This is a genomic window from Acinetobacter sp. FY731 (genome assembly GCF_059515905.1).
Genome location: NZ_JCAKNB010000007.1, coordinates 58428 through 75259, shown reverse-complemented (window position 1 = coordinate 75259; position 16832 = coordinate 58428). Strand labels below are relative to the sequence as shown.

Here is a 16832-nt window from a genome sequence, read left to right as displayed (position 1 = left end):
TGATCTCCTAAATGCTCAACTTTTTCAAGTTACGTTTTTTGCCATAAATAATTTGAACAATTGCGCGTGTTACCGTAATGGCAGTGAACATCGAACAAATGATACCAATCATTAGTGTTACAGCGAAGCCTTTAATAGGACCTGTACCAATAGCAAATAAGATAAATGCAACAAGGAATGTGGTTAAGTTTGAGTCAAAAATGGTGTTATACGCACGATCATAACCTGCCACAATGGCTTGTTTAGGAGAGGCTCCCCATTTCATTTCTTCTCTTATTCGCTCACAAATAAGTACGTTGGCATCGACCGCCATACCAATGGTAATCACAATACCTGCAATACCAGGGAGGGTGAGAGAAGCACCAAGCCAAGACATAACTGTTAAAATCATAGCAAGGTTAAGTACAAGCGCAAAGTTGGCGATGAGGCCAAATAGACGGAAGAATACAACCATCCAAATTGCAACAAGTAAGAAACCAATTTGAGTAGAAAGAACACCTTTGTCGATGTTTTCTTGACCTAAACTTGGACCAATAACACGTTCTTCAACAAAATACATTGGCGCTGCTAAAGCACCTGCACGTAGCATTAATGCAAGCTCAGCTGCCTCTTGAGGAGAATCTAGACCTGTAATACGGAATTGCGAGCCTAATACAGCTTGAATGGTTGCAGCATTAATAACAACAGATTCTGTATATGGTGTACGTACTTCAGTCTGTGCACCAGTTACAGGATCTTTAACGTAGCTAATCTTTTGTTTGTTCTCAATGAACAATACAGCCATACGTTTGCCAACAGCATTACGTGTGGCATCAGACATTAACTTACCACCAGAAGAATCTAGAGTAATGTTAACCTCAGCACCGCCAGAATCTTGGCTAAAGCCTGAAGATGCATTTTGAACGCGTTCACCTGTTAAAATACGGCTACGGTTTAAAAGTAATTCACGACCACTGTCTAGTGATTGGAATGCGAATACTTCTGTACCTGGAGGTGCTTGATCTTTTAACTGACCCGTATAAGGGTCAATATGTTGATCGTTTAAGTCAGATACTAAACGGAATTCTAAGTTTGCTGTACGACCTAATACACGTTTTGCTTCAGCAGTATCTTGTACACCAGGAAGTTCAACCACAATACGGTTGCTACCTTGAGTTTGTACAAGTGCTTCAGCTACACCTAACTCGTTAATACGATTACGTAAAGTCGTTAAGTTTTGGTTAACCGCATAAGACTGAATTTCTTGCTTACGAACATCTGTATAAGTTAAACGTAAAGTTGAACCATTCGTTGTTGCTACGGCTTGCTGTGTATATTCATTACCATTTCGGCGTAAGAAATCTGCAGCGGCATCGCGATCAGAGTTATCTGCGAATTGAACTGTGATGACATTGTTGTTTAGCGAAAGGCTATTGAATTTAATTTTGTTATCACGGAATTGACGACGTAAATCAGTTGCTGATGTTTCCATGCGCTGACTAATGGCTTTGTCCATATCTACTTCAAGTAAGAAGTGAACACCACCACGTAAATCTAGACCTAACTTCATTGGTTTTGCACCAATTTTTTGAAGCCATTCTGGAGTTGTAGGCGCAAGGTTAAGAGCAACAACATAATTGTCACCAAGGCCACGGCGCAAAGCATCTTTTGCTTTTAATTGTGCTTCAGACGAATCTAAGCGTAATAATGCCGCGTTGTTGGTGAAACTATTGTCATGACTGGCAATTTTTTCGCTTTTTAAAATTTGCTCTGCTTTTTGTACGATGCTTTGATCAATTTGGGTACCAGCTTTGGCACCAGAAATTTGAACAGCAGGTTCATCTGGATACAAACTTGGCAGGGCATATAATGTACTAATCACAAGAACAAATAGGATTAGTAGATATTTCCATGCTGGGTAACGCATTTATTTTCTTCTTAAAATGAAAAAAGTCGTGCGAATCGCACGACTTTTTTTTGATTAAAGATTATTTAATGTGCCTTCAGGAAGAACTGAAATCACGCTTGCACGTTGAATTTTTACTTCAACACCACGGTTCAATTCAACAACAGCGAAATCACCTTCGATCTTAAGGACTTTACCCATAAGACCACCAGCAAAAACTACTTCACTACCAACACCTAAGCTTTCAACTAATGCGCGGTGTTCTTTAGCACGTTTAGACTGAGGACGCCAAATAAGGAAGTAAAAGATTGCAACGAATACAGCAATCATACCTAAGTTAGCAATTAAGCTAGGCTGTTGTGAAGCTTCGCCCGCTGCATGAGCAGTAGAAATGAAAAGACTCATTTGATTTTCCTAAAATAAAAAAGCAGTAATTAACTAAATGATAATAAATTAACTTGATAGCAATTTACCTTGTCTTTTTCTTCAGCGCAAACACTGAAATATTAATCTTGAGGACAAGGTGGAACTTCTAAGCCACGACGCGCATAAAAATCTGCTACAAATTCATCGAATGTGCCGTTATCTAGCGCATCACGCATAGTTTCTGCAAGACGCAGGTAATAACGTAAGTTATGAATTGTGCCCAACATAGATGCCAGCATTTCACCGCATTTTTCTAAATGGAATAAATAAGAGCGAGTGAAGTTTGTACAAGTGTAGCAATCGCAATGAGGATCAAGTGGGCTTTGGTCATGACGATATTTCGCATTACGAATTCGAACCAAGCCATCTGTCACAAAGTAGTGACCATTACGTGCATTTCGTGTTGGCATAACACAGTCAAACATATCGACACCACGGCGCACGGCTTCTACGATATCTTCAGGTTTACCTACACCCATTAAGTAACGTGGCTTATCTGCTGGCATTTGCTCAGGTAGATAATCCAGTACTTTAATCATTTCTTCTTTTGGCTCACCTACAGATAAACCACCAATTGCATAACCATCAAAGTCGATGTCGAGTAGACCTTTTAGTGATTCCTCACGAAGATCTTCATACATACCACCTTGAATAATACCAAATAGGGCATTACGGTTTTTTAATACGTCATGATGTTGAGTTTTACAACGCTTTGCCCAGCGTAAAGAAAGCTGTAAAGATTTTTGAGCTTCTTCACGTGTAGCAGGGTAAGGCGTACATTCATCAAAAATCATCACAATGTCAGAATTCAATGTATGTTGAATATCCATTGAAATTTCAGGAGAAAGGAAAACTTTTGAACCATCAATAGGAGATCGGAAAGTTACACCTTCTTCTTTAATTTTACGCATAGCACCAAGGCTAAACACTTGGAAACCACCCGAATCTGTAAGAATAGGGTTATTCCATTTCATGAATTCATGTAAACCGCCGTGTTCACGGATTACATCTAAACCTGGGCGTAAATATAAATGGAAGGTATTACCAAGAATGACTTGAGATTTAATTTCTTCAACATCACGAGGAAGCATGCCTTTTACTGTACCGTAAGTACCAACAGGCATAAACATCGGCGTTTCAACAACACCATGTTCAAGTGTTAAACGACCACGTCGAGCACGACCCGACTGACCTAATTTTTCAAACTTCATATACGTTCCGAAATCGAGGCGAAAAAACAGTTCGCTGATTAAATGTGCTAAAAGTTCAATATTTTCCTAGATTCTGCTATGAAACGCTAGCTTTATTGAGTTTTAACTCTGTTATTTTTGTTTATGGAAATTAATTTTTTGAATAGGAGTGCTTAAGCATTCAAGTTTATTCATTAAAAAACCCAATATCCAAGGTTTTAGATATTGGGTTTTTACGATCTCATAAAATGAGATCATTCTTAGAGTTTGCGAAGAATATTTAACCTTTAAATTGGTCAATCAGCATGGCATCGCCATAGCTAAAGAAGCGATATTTCTCTGCAACAGCATGATGATATGCATTCAAAATATTTTCTTGATTTGACAGAGCAGAAACAAGCATAAGCAATGTAGATTCAGGTAAGTGGAAGTTTGTAATTAAACGATCAACTACCTTGAATTCATAACCTGGATAAATGAAGATTTGAGTGTCTCCAGTCCAACCTTTTAATTCGCCACCATTGGCTTGAGCAGCACTTTCCGTTGCACGAGTTGCAGTTGTTCCTACAGCAATAACTTTGTTACCACGAGCTTTTGTTTCTTTAATCAACTGCATTGATTCATCGGAAACTTGGCACCATTCACTGTGCATAATATGATTTTCGATGTCATTGGTACGAACAGGTAGGAAAGTACCCGCGCCAACGTGAAGCGTGACAAATGTTTTATTAATCCCTTTTGCTTCTAATTGATCTAAAAGTGCTTGGTCGAAATGAAGACTGGCTGTTGGTGCTGCAACACTAGCAAGTTTCGTTGGATCGTTAAAAACAGTTTGATAGCGTGTTGTATCAATATCTTCAGCTTCACGATTGAAATATGGCGGAATAGGGAGCTTTCCGTATTTATCGAGTACATCTAAAATAGGTTGAGAAAACTCAACAATAAATAGATTTTCGTGACGACCTGTTACCGTGACCTTAACCTCATCTACACCAATAAATAATTCAGCACCTGCTTTAGGTGAATTACTTGCTTTGATGTGACAGTGTGCAACAAATTGATCTTGCATACGCTCAACAAGAACTTCTACAGCTCCGCCACTTGCTCGTTTACCTTTTAAGCGAGCCTTCATGACTTTGGTGTCGTTTAATACAAGTAAATCACCAGGTTCTAGTAAATTTAAAATGTCGGTGAAATGAAGGTCTTGGTACTGACCTTGTGCATTTAAATGTAAAAGGCGAGAAGCACTACGAGTTTCAAGAGGGTAGCGAGCAATAAGCTCATCTGGGAGATCGAAATTAAAATCGGAAAGTTGCATGATGAAATAGAACAAACACATATATTAAAACTAGGCTTAGTATATGCTTTTTTAAGTTTTATAGATGATATTGATTGATTATAAGTCAAAAAAAATAAGACTGATTTAAAAATATACAAATGTTTTAAACTTGCGTTGACAAGTTTTTGAAACAGAGTAATATAGCCGCATCCCGAGGTGGTGAAATTGGTAGACGCGGTGGATTCAAAATCCACTATCAGAGATGATGTGTCGGTTCGAGTCCGACCCTCGGGACCATCTACCTAAAAAGGCTCTAAGCAAATTAAGACTTAGAGCCTTTTTTATTGCCTGTAATTTACTATTTTATTGTTTTTTCTAGTATTGGGCATGTCACGGATTAGATATGAACTTTATAAGCCAATATATTTACTGTTAAGTTTTATAAAAAATGAAGGCAAATGATCTAATTTATAGTCTAGTGCATAAATTGAATCTGATATTTAAAATTTAGATATCTTTAGGTATTCGCAAAATAATAATGTCGTTTTAGAATAACTTTATGTTAAAAATATTACAGTTTTTAGATGAATAATGAAGTGTCATTTACATAATTATTTTAGTCATTATAAGTATGAAATTTTTATGAGATTAGAAGGAATCTAACATGAAATCATTTTTAAAAACGAGAAGTGTTTATAGTGGAATGGTTCGATTGTTGGATGCTTTTTGTGAGCAGAATAATTTAAAAACACCAGTACATAGTATTTATGATCTTGATGATAGAGTGATTTTTAGTCGTTGGTTGAGAAAACTCAAATATGTAGATCAACAGTACGGTAAAGAGGGAATCGGCTTAGAAATTGCGAAGTTAAGTCATCCAAGTCATTTAGGTGTTTCATTGTATATCGCTGCATCTTGCAAGAGCTTAAAAAGTTATACAGAGCTACCACTACAGTATATTTCGGTGTGGTATGACTATATGTATAAAGATGTAGAAACGATAGGTGATCAGGTTCAGGTTTCGTGGGGAAAGCCTGCTTATTACAGTGCTGGTTTACATGTTCGTGAAACAGCAATTTCAGAAGAATTACAAGTTGCAATTATTTATCAAAGACTATTAAAACTCTTTCAAGGAAATTATGAGCTTTTCACTAAAGTTGAGCTTGCTATTCCTAAACCCAAAAACACGAAGTTATATGAAAAATACTTTAATTGCCCTGTGAGTTTTGATACTGAACGGACACTATTTCAAATGCCCGTGAGTGTTTTTGATGCAGACTTGAGTACGGAAGACCCAATGTTACTGCACATTCTAAAAAAACCAGCAGATCAAATGTTTAATAACATGCCTAAACATACAAAGTTTTTAGAAAATGTACATCAAGCTATTATTAAATCAATTAATGCTCAAGAGCCGCAAATTAGTGTTGTTGCTGGATATTTAAATATGAGTACACGTGTTTTACAAATGACTTTGAAAGAGTATGGTGTACGCTTTAAAGACCTGCAAAATAAGGCTCGTTTAATATTAGCAAAACAATATTTATTAAATCCAAATATAACTATTGTGGAAATTGCGAGTTTGTTGGGATATCAAGAGCAAACGTCTTTTAATCGTGTATTTAAAAATTGGACGGGTTATAGTCCAATGCGCTGGCGTGATTTAAATATTGAAAAATTGACTGAAAATGATCTCAATCTAGATAATTAAACTCACTTGAATTGATAGCTATAAGGATATGATTTCCCTGTATCATCAATGAGCGTGTACTCCAAAAGATCGGGTGATTTTTTTTGGAAATTAGGATTGGTTAACGAATAAGTTTTTTCAGAAAAAGGCGGTAAAATATTATCGTCTTGATGTTGAATATCTGAATTAAATTGAGCATTCGAAATTTTGATATTGGCAAAATTTAGATAGTAGGGGGTTGGGTTTTTAAGCTTTAATTCAACCTTATGATCCGATGAAATGAGTTCATATTGGATTTTTTTTTGTAATTCATTAAGCGTAAAAGATGGAAGATTTTTAGGTCGATAAAAAATCTTCATCTGTGTATTCATAGCTAAATTTAAATATTCTTGAGCTAAGTTATCTTTCTTTATGGCAGGAATTTCATATAAATTTAGCCAGTAAAGTGATTCACGATCGGAAGCCAATGGCATCCCGTTATAAATGATACGAATACCCTTGGTTTCTCTAGGGGATAATTTAAAAACACCTGGCAAGACAGCAAATGGAGTGTTTTGGAATTCAGAGTCCATTTGCCCATTATCAATCCAGACTTGTGTAAGCACAGGATACTCGTTGGTATTCACGAGCATTAAGCTTTTTTCTGTGTCGGTTTGAGAATAAACCACACGTGTAGATGATGCCAAAATTCCCGCATAGCTTATATTTATACTAAAAAAAGCACATAGGAATAGCGGTATATTTTTAAATATTTTTTTCACTGTACTTTCACAACCACAGTAGCCGTTGCTTTAACTTTACCTGGCATTGGATCAAGCGTAGGTATTTTCGTTAAAATTGCACGATATTGTTGTAAATAGGAAGTGTATCCTGCTTGTTGGGAGCCTGAAGGACCAGAATTTCCTTCTAAAACAGGGTACCACCCAGCAGATGCTCCACCACCACTAATTGCATATTGATTTAAAAATAGCATATTTGTGCCAGTGCTACTATTTTGGATTTTAACTCCTACACCTTTTGCAGATTGCGGGTTGGTGTAATCATCTGAAATTAGATATTCACTAGATCCATTTGCATTAATTAAGTTGAGCTTTTGAGCATTGGCGTATGCTGCAGAAGATGGCTGAAAGCCAATAGCAACTTGATTACTAGCAGTACCAGAATTTGCCGTATTACTACATTCTACTTCAACATTAAAATTAGCTTCAGATGTTACGCCAGCTCTTAATTGTGTGGCTGCAATAGCAGGGAAGTTAACAGTAGGTGTTGCATTTCGAGCTACACATGATTGAGCACGTGATAAATTTGAAGAACTCGTATTTAAGCCATAAGCGATGCCATAGGCAGAGAAAAAGTGGTAGCTTGTATTTGAGTCTGCCCCCTCTTTATCTGGTGTCCATGGGAAGCTTACATTACTGTTTCCACCAAGTTGAATGTATGCACTTGGTTGGTTACATGAAATTTTTAGAGTTGTGCCAACTTTAGTACCACTTTTATATGTACCATCCGAAATCATATTTTTATGACAAAATGATCCACGACTAAAAGAGGGTAGTGAGCTTACTTTGTATAAAGTAGCTTCAAGTGGCGGAATATCCATAAGACGAATTTGAATTTGACCATTTGCTGCAACAGCATAGTTTTTGATGTCTAATCGTTTCCAATAACGTGAGAATACAACGCCATCCATAGATTGTTTAAGTCCAATATATTGCCACCAAGTTGCATATACACCGTTTAGACCATCTGCTGTACCGATGTCAACATGTCCGCCAAAAGGTTCATCTCCATTGGTTGCAACAAGGAAGTAGATGTTGGGTAAGTCAGCAGCATCGCAAGTCCAAATGACAGCTGATGCTGTAAGCGATCGATGCCAAGGTTGCACGACAGTATGAGCTAGAACACTTCCGACAGGTTGTAAATAGGCAGAGTCTAAATTTGAGTTACCAAATTCAATGGGTGTTGCATAACTATCTGCAGCGTTAAGACTTCCAGTACGAGTACAGCGAGCATGTGATGTATTCATGATGATAAGTGCTGCTACGACTAGGAAAACTTTAAAAAATATTTTCATGATCTAGTTCTCAATTTTGCAAATTTCATTTAGGCGAACAAGTGGCTTGCCTATTTGATCCTGTGGAATTTCATAATTAATGATGCAACGATCGAGAGAGTCACTCCCCCAAATAACGAATCTGTTTGACCGTTAATTGTTGCTTTACATGTTTGATCAGTTACTTCACCTTGGAATGTTACAGTTGGAGCAGCAATTGCAGCAACTGGAAGCGCTAGAGATAAAGATGCAGTAATAAATATTGTTTTAAGTTTCATTTTAAGAGTCCTATATTAAATTAAAAAAGTAATAATGAAATGTTTGTTGAGTCATTTCGTTGAGTACAGATGTATTATCAGTGTATTTTTTATTTATTTATTTATTGTCTGTTTTGAACAAAAAACTAGCATTTTGCGAATATGCAAAGCTTTTAGTGTTGTAAGTTGAAAATATTTCTAAGTTATTCGTTTTTTTACTAAAATTAAGTGAAATAAATTCTTTTTTAGATTTCGTTGGAATTATGAATAAAGATTATTATTTTTTATGGTCTAGGCGGTAAGTGAGAAAATCTGTGTTACAAAAATAAAATTACATAATATATTGGTTTAATTATGCTTTATTTAAATTTTATTGAGAAACTAGTGGATAAACTATACTTTATGTAATATTTTGTATTTAAAAGTTTTAGCAAGCTAAAGATAACAACAATGAGATCTAGATGAAATTAGAATTATTAGACGTAGGCGAAGAAACAGAACAGCTTGGTGCATGCCGTTTATCTTTACTATTAGGTATTTTGTCTCAAGAAAATCAAATTGTTAAATTTTTGAAATTTGCATGCGGTATGTTGCAAATGGACTGCGGTATTCTCGTTTTTAAAGATGAACCTTATGGATGGCTTGAGTCAGAAGGTCGTTGTCACGCATTTTTGGCACAGCCACATGAAGAGTATGAGTACTTTTTTTTAGACCAAGCTTATATAGATGTAAATCATCCTAACTATGAAAAAGTATCAGGCTATATTCTGGAACGGGGCGTGGAACACAAGCGCTTTGTAACGATGAGTTTAAAGCATGAAGGTAGATCTATCGGTCATGTGGTTTTATATGATGAACGAACAGATTTGATTGATAATAAACAATTAGAAGTTGTTTTAGAGTTCGTACAAAGCCTAGTGAATATTATTAAGTTGCGTCTTGAGAATGCAGAATTAAAAGAAATATGTGAACAACAGTCTGCATTGAATGCCAGTAAAACTAAATTTTTTCAAATTATTGCACATGATTTAAGAGCACCTTTCCATGGATTAATGGGCTTTTCAGATGTGTTAGCACATGAGCAAGAAACTTTAGATGAACAGGGTGTTCGAGATATTGCAGAATATTTATTTGAAACATCTCAGTCGACCTATAACTTATTAGAAAGCTTGTTACATTGGGCAATGGCAGAAGGAGGTCGTTTTGTTTATCACCCAATTTGTTTCGATTTAACGCAATTAACAAGTATTGTGCAAAATGTTTTGGCAAGTTTAGCTGCAAAGAAAAATATTGAAATTATTAGTCAGGTATCGCCACATTTAAAAGTATATGCAGATATTAATATGGTGACTTCAGTTATCCAAAACTTAGTATCGAATGCTTTAAAATTTAGTTATACCGATGGTCAAGGTAAAGTAATTATTAGTGCAGATGAAGATGAACAATATGTTCATATTTATGTTAAAGATATTGGGCTTGGAATGAACGCAAAACAAATGGATAATTTGTTTAATCCTAATCTGACGGTCAGTATTCGTGGTACTTCTGGTGAGAAGGGAATAGGTTTAGGTTTGGTACTATGTAAGCGTTTTGTAGATCTAAATCATGGGGCAATTTCTGTGTCGTCTAAAGAAGGTGTTGGAACAACATTTAAAGTATCTTTACCCAAAAATAAAAATACGGTTTTAGCGGCATAAAAATTAAAATAATAAAGACAAATTTCTAATTAATTATTTTCCAAATTTACTACAAGTACTGCTATAACTAAGAAAAATATAAGGCTTTAGGTTTGGGAATGAACTCGGAACAATTGCATAAAACATTACGCGCAAGTCAGTATGCTGAGCTTGTTTTAGAAAAGCATAAAGAACGAATAGAAAAAGATTATATTTCAGATGAATTTTTAAAGCCTTTAAGTCGCGCACAAATTACAAAAATTGTCGATGACACATTAAATGACATTACAGATGAAAATCAGTGGATGCGTGAACTTCGTATTTTACGTGCTCGTTTAATGTTTCGCTGGATTTGGCAAGATGCAAATCAATTGACTAATGTAAAACAATTAACTCAAGAATTATCTGACTTTGCCGATTTAGCTGTGTGTGTGGCGAAAAATTTTGCTCGAACAGCACTGGTTGCCAAACATGGTGAACCCATTGGTTATGGTGGGAAAGTACAAGATCTTATTGTAATTGCAATGGGGAAGCATGGTGCGCAAGAACTGAATTTATCGAGTGATATAGATCTTATATTTGCTTTTGATGAGCAAGGTGAAACCAATGGTCGTAAGTGTATTGATGCTCAACAGTTTTGTATTTTATGGGGGCAGAAATTAATTTATTTGCTCGATCATATTACGGCAGATGGTTTTGTATTTCGTGTAGATATGCGGTTACGCCCATGGGGTGATGGCTCAGCATTAGCAATCAGTCACGCTGCTTTAGAGAAATATTTAAGCCAACATGGTCGTGAGTGGGAGCGTTATGCTTGGATTAAGGCTCGTGTTGTAACTGGCGGAAAAGATGGTGATGAATTACTTGCGATGACACGACCATTCGTGTTCAGAAAGTATGTCGATTACACTGCTTTTGAAGCTATGCGTGAAATGAAAGCGATGATTGAGCGAGAAGTTCAGCGTCGTAATATTGAAGATGATATTAAGTTGGGTGCTGGTGGTATTCGAGAAGTCGAATTTATTGTGCAAGTTTTTCAGCTTATTTATGGTGGATCAAAACTTGAACTACAAGACCGTCAATGTTTAGTCAGCTTACATCATTTAGGTGAGGTGGGTTTACTTGAGCCTAGAGTTGTTGAAGAGCTTGAGGATGCATATTTATTCTTACGACGTGTTGAGCATGCAATTCAAGCTTTAGATGATCAACAAACTCAGTCTTTGCCGACAGAACCAGATCAACGCAATCGAATGATTGAAACGTTGGGTTATGCATCTTGGGAGGCATTTCTTGAAGTTCTGAATAAAAAGCGTGAAAAGGTAATTTATCAATTTGAACATTTAATTAAAGAAAAAGAAGCAGATCCACTGGTAGATAGCTTTTCTCAAATTGAAAAACAATTGGATGAAGTTTTAGATGATAGCGCGAAAAATTTAGTCTATGAGTTTTGGCATGGGCACGCACTTAAAAAACTACCTGCAAAAGCGGTACAGCGTTTAAAAACATTTTGGCCACATCTTATAGAGGCTATTTTTCAATCAGATAAGCCGCAAATTGCGTTGGTTCGTTTGATGCCTTTGGTTGAGTCTGTTATGCGCCGTACGGTGTATTTGGTGATGCTTATAGAGAGTAAAGGTGCGCTGCAACGATTAGTAAAAATGGCAACAGTAAGTCCTTGGATTTGCGAAGAACTTACGCATTACCCTGTGCTTCTTGACGAATTCTTATCGATGGACTTTGAATTGCCAAAACGTAAAGACTTAGAAGATTCTTTGCGCCAGCAATTGCTTCGCATTGAGATTGATCAAGTTGAAGATCAAATGCGTGTGCTACGCTTATTTAAAAAGTCGAATGTACTGACTGTTGCAGCAAGTGATGTACTTGCTGAAAGTCCTTTAATGAAAGTGTCTGATGCCTTAACCGATATTGCAGAAGTTTCAGTCAATGCAGCCTTACATTTGGCTTATCAAATTACAGCAAAAAAACATGGTTATCCATTATGTTTAGATGGGCAGCGTTGTTCTTTAGATCAACTTGCATTTGCTGTGATTGGTTATGGAAAAGTAGGTGGAATTGAGCTGGGTTATGGCTCCGATTTAGATTTAGTCTTTATTCATTATATGGATGAGCAAGCCGATACAGATGGTCAAAAGCAAATTAGTGGCTTTGAATTTGCCATGCGGGTTGCACAAAAATTTATGTCGCTTATGACCACACAAACTTTAGATGGTCGAGTTTATGAAGTTGATACTCGCTTACGTCCATCGGGTGAGGCAGGTCTTCTTGTGACAAGCTTAAAAGCATTTGAACAATACCAAAATAAAAGTGCATGGGTTTGGGAGCATCAGGCATTAGTACGCGCCCGTACAATTGCAGGTGAATCGAGTTTACGAGAAAAATTTGAATTATTACGCTGTGATATTTTGACTCGTGTACGAAATGAAGAGAATGTTCGTGCTGAAGTTTTGAAAATGCGGGAAAAAATGAAAGATCATCTTGGATCATCTGCTGATCAGAAAAAAGATGGAATTTTTCATTTAAAACAGGATGCGGGTGGTATCGTTGATATTGAATTTATGGCACAGTATGCAGTATTGGCATGGAGTGGGTCGAATCCAGATCTCGCCCATTACTCCGACAACGTACGAATCCTTGAGGATGCCGCAAAAACAAGTTACTTATCCAGTGACGATGCGACAGCATTGATTCAAGCTTACTTAAGTGAACGCGCCGAGAGTCACCGTTTAGCCCTTGCAAATCAATCCATGCAAGTAAATGCTGCGGACTGGCTTGATACCCGTAAGGTCGTTTGCAAACTGTGGCAAAGATTAATAGATCCAACAGCAAATATAGCTTTGGATAAAAATGACTGTGTATAAAAATTTGGAGTGTGTGTCATGAATTTGGCTGATCGTGATGGTTTTATTTGGCAAGATGGACAATTGGTTGACTGGCGTGAGGCAAAAACTCACGTATTAACACATACATTGCATTACAGCATGGGTGTGTTTGAAGGTGTCCGTGCCTATGAAACTCCGAATGGAACGGCTATTTTCCGTTTAAAAGAACACACTAAGCGTTTATTGAACTCAGCAAAAATTTATCAAATGAATGTTCCATTTGATCATGCTGCATTAGAACAAGCGCAAATCGATGTTGTTCGTGAGAATAAATTAGCATCTTGCTATTTACGTCCAATTATTTTTATTGGTTCAGAAAAGTTAGGTATTGCTGCAACTGATAATACAATTCATGCAGTTGTAGCAGCGTGGAGCTGGGGTGCTTACCTTGGTGAAGAAGCAATGGCGAAGGGTATTCGTGTTAAGACTTCATCTTTCACGCATCATCACCCTAACGTGACAATGTGTAAGGCAAAGGCTTCTGGTAACTACACATTATCTATTCTTGCTCATCAAGAAGTGGCTCATTCTGGTTATGATGAAGCAATGCTTCTTGATCCACAAGGTTATGTATGCCAAGGTTCAGGCGAAAACGTATTCTTAGTGCGTGATGGTGTGATTCATACGCCTGATATTGCTGGTGGTGCGTTAGACGGTATTACTCGTCAAACGATTATCACTATTGCAAAAGACTTAGGTTACGAAGTTATTGAGCGTCGTATTACGCGTGATGAATTCTATATTGCTGATGAGGCATTCTTCACAGGTACTGCTGCTGAAGTTACTCCAATTCGTGAATATGATGATCGTCAAATTGGTGAAGGTGTACGTGGACCAATCACAACACAAATCCAAAAAGCATATTTCGATGCGGTTCAAGGTAAAGATCCTAAATATGCTCACTGGTTAACTTACGTAAAATAAGATGTGAGAGGGCTCTAAGGAGCCCTATTTTATAGAGTTAGATTTTTAGTTTAGGGGAAGTTATGGGGTTGCGTCGTCGTATTCGTGGGTTTCTTAGGGAAAAGCGTTGTGAGTATATAACAGCAAAACATTTTAAATCCGATAATTTATTTAATTATGATATTCCTTCTTATCTAGTTTATCAATCAGGTGAATTCAATGTTGCGGAAGAGGTTATTTATTGTTTTTGGACAGGTGATAATGAAATGTCTGAGAATAGAAGGACCGCATTTGAAGAGCTTGTATTAATATCAGAGTGTGAGGTGAAACTCATAACACCTAAAAATTTATCAGGTTATATTTTGAAGGATTATCCTTTACATCCAGCGTATAAATACCTTTCATGTGTACATAAAGCAGACTATTTGAGATGTTATTTCATGCATCATCATGGGGGGGGGTATTCTGATGTTAAAGGAGCTACGCATAGTTGGAAACCATTATTTGATAGGTTGAATAGTGACCATTCGAAATTTGCATTGGGTTGTCCGGAAACATACTCTTGGTATATTGCATATTCGAATGATTTTGTTGATGGGTATCAATTTTCAAACTTAAATACCAAAATGCATAAGCATTTTCCATATATGATAGGTAATACTGCTTATATTTTTAAACCATATAGCCCTTTCTCAAAAGTTTGGATGACAGAGTTACACCGTAGACTTGATATTGTTTTTGATGATTTGAAAAAAAACCCTGGGAATATTTGGGGAGATAATGAAGGATATCCGATTCCATGGAATTCGATACTTGGACAAATTTTTCACCCATTAGCTTTAGTTTGTTATAAACAAATTATTAGAGATAAGAGAATTGCTTGTAATTTGAATAATTATAGATAGAAAGACGAGGAGTAATCCTCGTTTTTTTTTTAATAATATTGTAACTACTTTTCAAAAATAAAATCGTGAAAAGACTATGATATGATGTTTCTGAATATTTGGATGGATATAGAAAGCATGTCTTTGCCTGAAAATGATGATGTTTTAGCTACATCAGAACAGCATAATCAAAACATTGTGTTGTGCATGAAGTGGGGAACTAAATACGGTTCTGAATACGTCAATCGTTTATATAACATGGTAAAACGTCACACGACTGTTGATTTTAAAATGGTGTGTTTGACAGACCGAACGGAAGGGATTAATCCGGAGGTTCAATGCTTCCCTATACCTCCACTTGCGTTGCCTGAAGGTAGTCCTGAACGTGGTTGGAATAAACTATCAACTTTTGAGCCAGATTTATACGGTTTAAAAGGGAATGCTTTATTTTTAGACTTAGATGTTGTTATTGTCGATAACATGGATGAATTTTTTACTTATCCTGGTGACTTCCTTATTATCCATGATTGGAAACGTCCTTGGCGTATTACAGGAAATAGCTCTGTATATCGCTTTAAGCTTGGTGCATTTCCTGGTTTATTACCATATTTCCGTGAAAACTTTGATGATATTCGTCAAAAATTCCGCAATGAACAAGCTTATTTATCTTGGTACGTGGATAAAGAAGGTAAGCAAACATATTGGCCAGATAGCTGGTGTAAAAGTTATAAATATCATTGCCTACAAAAAATTCCAATGGCATTCTTTAAGCCACCAGTAAAACCTGAGGGTGTTAAAATCATTATTTTTCATGGTGAGATTAATCCACCCGATGCAATTAATGGTGGTGGTGGTAAATGGTATCGTTATGTACTACCTTCGCAGTGGATTAAAGATGCTTGGCAATAATGGTCTAATTGGAATTAAACAATGAAATTAGGTGTTTATTTAATTAATTTAGATTCAAGTGCAGATCGTTTAGCCCAAGCTTCAGCTGAGTTAAAAAAGCATAATATTGAGTTTGAACGTATTTCAGCTGTTGATGGGCGAAAATTAGATGTTAAAACTTTTGATGGATATAACTCAGTTCGTTCTAATTTATACACAGGTCGAGATCTAATTGGTGCTGAAATTGGATGCTATTTAAGTCATAAAAAGGCTTTGGAAACATTCGTTTCATCAGAGCACGAATATGCATTAATTTTAGAAGATGATCTAGATATAATTGATGATTTTAATGAAGTTTTAGCTCAGACTTTTCATTATTTAGAAACAAACACCTTAAATTGGGCAGTCATTAATGTCGCTGCTAATAAAAGGAAGCTTTCTAAACCTATAATGGATTTTGCTCATCACTCGCTTTTACATGCGTACTATTTTCCAATTTTGGCACTTGGTTTAGTCTGGACGAAAGAAGGGGCTAACTCCTTTTTATCTCAAATGAAAGAGATTTATACGCCTATTGATGTTGAAATTCAGTCTTGGGCATGTAAAACAGGTCTAGGTTTGTCTATATATCCTGCGATAGTACGTCCGAATGGTGTTGATAGCGATATTGATGCAAATACAATAGCACTAAAGAAAGATAGTTTGCGTGTTGATCGATTTATCCCAAAGCAAAAAAGACTTTGGAAAAACAAAATCAATGCGATGAAATATTTATACTTTAAAACATATTAAAATCGAATA

Annotated in this window: 13 protein-coding genes, 1 tRNA gene and 1 pseudogene; 8 read left to right on the top strand and 7 right to left on the bottom strand. The window is 36.3% G+C overall.

All coding sequences use genetic code 11. The features are described 5' to 3' along the window. Positions 1-7: 7 nt before the first annotated feature. From secD to queA, 4 genes are all read right to left on the bottom strand, one after another. Complete coding sequence (gene secD, locus AC5YC8_RS10305) at positions 8-1906, bottom strand: protein translocase subunit SecD (protein ID WP_496164452.1); 1899 nt, start codon at positions 1904-1906, stop codon at positions 8-10. Positions 1907-1960: 54 nt separating this feature from the next. Next, positions 1961-2290 carry a preprotein translocase subunit YajC gene (yajC, locus tag AC5YC8_RS10300; RefSeq protein ID WP_496116390.1) on the bottom strand — a complete coding sequence of 110 codons (330 nt, stop codon included), beginning with the start codon at positions 2288-2290 and terminating at the stop codon, positions 1961-1963. Positions 2291-2391: 101 nt separating this feature from the next. Continuing rightward, entirely contained in the window at positions 2392-3522 is a 1131-nt protein-coding gene (gene tgt, locus AC5YC8_RS10295) for a tRNA guanosine(34) transglycosylase Tgt (protein ID WP_496116392.1), read from the bottom strand. 259 nt (positions 3523-3781) lie between these two features. Beyond that, positions 3782-4819: a tRNA preQ1(34) S-adenosylmethionine ribosyltransferase-isomerase QueA gene (gene queA, locus AC5YC8_RS10290; RefSeq protein ID WP_496164451.1), complete on the bottom strand. Its 1038-nt coding sequence runs from the start codon at positions 4817-4819 to the stop codon at positions 3782-3784. 171 nt (positions 4820-4990) lie between these two features. Here queA and AC5YC8_RS10285 point away from each other — a divergent pair. Both AC5YC8_RS10285 and AC5YC8_RS10280 read left to right on the top strand, forming a co-directional pair. Continuing rightward, positions 4991-5077, top strand: a tRNA-Leu gene (locus AC5YC8_RS10285). Between the two features lie 367 nt (positions 5078-5444). Continuing rightward, positions 5445-6491, top strand: a complete 1047-nt coding sequence (locus tag AC5YC8_RS10280) for a helix-turn-helix domain-containing protein (RefSeq protein ID WP_496164450.1) — start codon at positions 5445-5447, stop codon at positions 6489-6491. Between the two features lie 2 nt (positions 6492-6493). Here the strand turns inward: AC5YC8_RS10280 and AC5YC8_RS10275 are convergent, their stop codons facing one another. The 3 genes and pseudogenes from AC5YC8_RS10275 to AC5YC8_RS10265 form a co-directional block, all read right to left on the bottom strand. After that, a complete protein-coding gene (locus tag AC5YC8_RS10275; RefSeq protein WP_496164449.1) occupies positions 6494-7231 on the bottom strand; it encodes a fimbrial biogenesis chaperone in 738 nt (245 codons plus the stop codon). Next, positions 7228-8544 (bottom strand): fimbrial protein, encoded by a 1317-nt coding sequence (locus AC5YC8_RS10270; RefSeq protein WP_496164448.1) that lies wholly within the window; start codon positions 8542-8544, stop codon positions 7228-7230. Before AC5YC8_RS10270 ends, AC5YC8_RS10275 begins: the two co-directional genes overlap by 4 nt. A 113-nt stretch (positions 8545-8657) precedes the next feature. Further along, positions 8658-8801 (bottom strand): annotated as a pseudogene (locus AC5YC8_RS10265) (fimbrial protein); the annotation flags it as partial. A gap of 440 nt (positions 8802-9241) precedes the next feature. On the opposite strand from AC5YC8_RS10265, the gene AC5YC8_RS10260 reads away from it, so the two are divergent. The 6 genes from AC5YC8_RS10260 to AC5YC8_RS10235 all read left to right on the top strand — a co-directional run bounded on the left by AC5YC8_RS10260 (position 9242) and on the right by AC5YC8_RS10235 (position 16823). Beyond that, positions 9242-10477, top strand: a complete 1236-nt coding sequence (locus AC5YC8_RS10260; protein WP_496164447.1) for a sensor histidine kinase — start codon at positions 9242-9244, stop codon at positions 10475-10477. A gap of 98 nt (positions 10478-10575) precedes the next feature. Beyond that, positions 10576-13335 (top strand): bifunctional [glutamate--ammonia ligase]-adenylyl-L-tyrosine phosphorylase/[glutamate--ammonia-ligase] adenylyltransferase, encoded by a 2760-nt coding sequence (glnE, locus tag AC5YC8_RS10255; RefSeq protein WP_496164446.1) that lies wholly within the window; start codon positions 10576-10578, stop codon positions 13333-13335. Positions 13336-13353: 18 nt separating this feature from the next. Next, positions 13354-14280, top strand: a complete 927-nt coding sequence (locus AC5YC8_RS10250; protein ID WP_496119926.1) for a branched-chain amino acid transaminase — start codon at positions 13354-13356, stop codon at positions 14278-14280. A 62-nt stretch (positions 14281-14342) separates the two neighbouring features. Then, positions 14343-15164, top strand: coding sequence for a glycosyltransferase family 32 protein (locus AC5YC8_RS10245; RefSeq protein WP_496164445.1), 822 nt, complete (start codon positions 14343-14345; stop codon positions 15162-15164). Positions 15165-15281: 117 nt separating this feature from the next. After that, on the top strand, positions 15282-16052 hold the full coding sequence (locus tag AC5YC8_RS10240) for a glycosyltransferase (RefSeq protein WP_496164496.1): 771 nt from the start codon (positions 15282-15284) through the stop codon (positions 16050-16052). A 21-nt stretch (positions 16053-16073) separates the two neighbouring features. After that, entirely contained in the window at positions 16074-16823 is a 750-nt protein-coding gene (locus AC5YC8_RS10235; RefSeq protein WP_496164444.1) for a glycosyltransferase family 25 protein, read from the top strand. The last annotated feature ends 9 nt before the right edge of the window (positions 16824-16832 follow it).

Bases quoted from the DNA above. Each gene is read 5' to 3' on its own strand.
- secD (WP_496164452.1), bottom strand. From the start codon at position 1,906: ATGCGTTACCCAGCATGGAAATATCTACTAATCCTATTTGTTCTTGTG.
- yajC (WP_496116390.1), bottom strand. From the start codon at position 2,290: ATGAGTCTTTTCATTTCTACTGCTCATGCAGCGGGCGAAGCTTCACAA.
- AC5YC8_RS10280 (WP_496164450.1), top strand. From the start codon at position 5,445: ATGAAATCATTTTTAAAAACGAGAAGTGTTTATAGTGGAATGGTTCGA.
- tgt (WP_496116392.1), bottom strand. From the start codon at position 3,522: ATGAAGTTTGAAAAATTAGGTCAGTCGGGTCGTGCTCGACGTGGTCGT.
- queA (WP_496164451.1), bottom strand. From the start codon at position 4,819: ATGCAACTTTCCGATTTTAATTTCGATCTCCCAGATGAGCTTATTGCT.
- AC5YC8_RS10240 (WP_496164496.1), top strand. From the start codon at position 15,282: ATGTCTTTGCCTGAAAATGATGATGTTTTAGCTACATCAGAACAGCAT.
- AC5YC8_RS10260 (WP_496164447.1), top strand. From the start codon at position 9,242: ATGAAATTAGAATTATTAGACGTAGGCGAAGAAACAGAACAGCTTGGT.
- AC5YC8_RS10245 (WP_496164445.1), top strand. From the start codon at position 14,343: ATGGGGTTGCGTCGTCGTATTCGTGGGTTTCTTAGGGAAAAGCGTTGT.
- AC5YC8_RS10235 (WP_496164444.1), top strand. From the start codon at position 16,074: ATGAAATTAGGTGTTTATTTAATTAATTTAGATTCAAGTGCAGATCGT.
- AC5YC8_RS10250 (WP_496119926.1), top strand. From the start codon at position 13,354: ATGAATTTGGCTGATCGTGATGGTTTTATTTGGCAAGATGGACAATTG.
- glnE (WP_496164446.1), top strand. From the start codon at position 10,576: ATGAACTCGGAACAATTGCATAAAACATTACGCGCAAGTCAGTATGCT.
- AC5YC8_RS10270 (WP_496164448.1), bottom strand. From the start codon at position 8,544: ATGAAAATATTTTTTAAAGTTTTCCTAGTCGTAGCAGCACTTATCATC.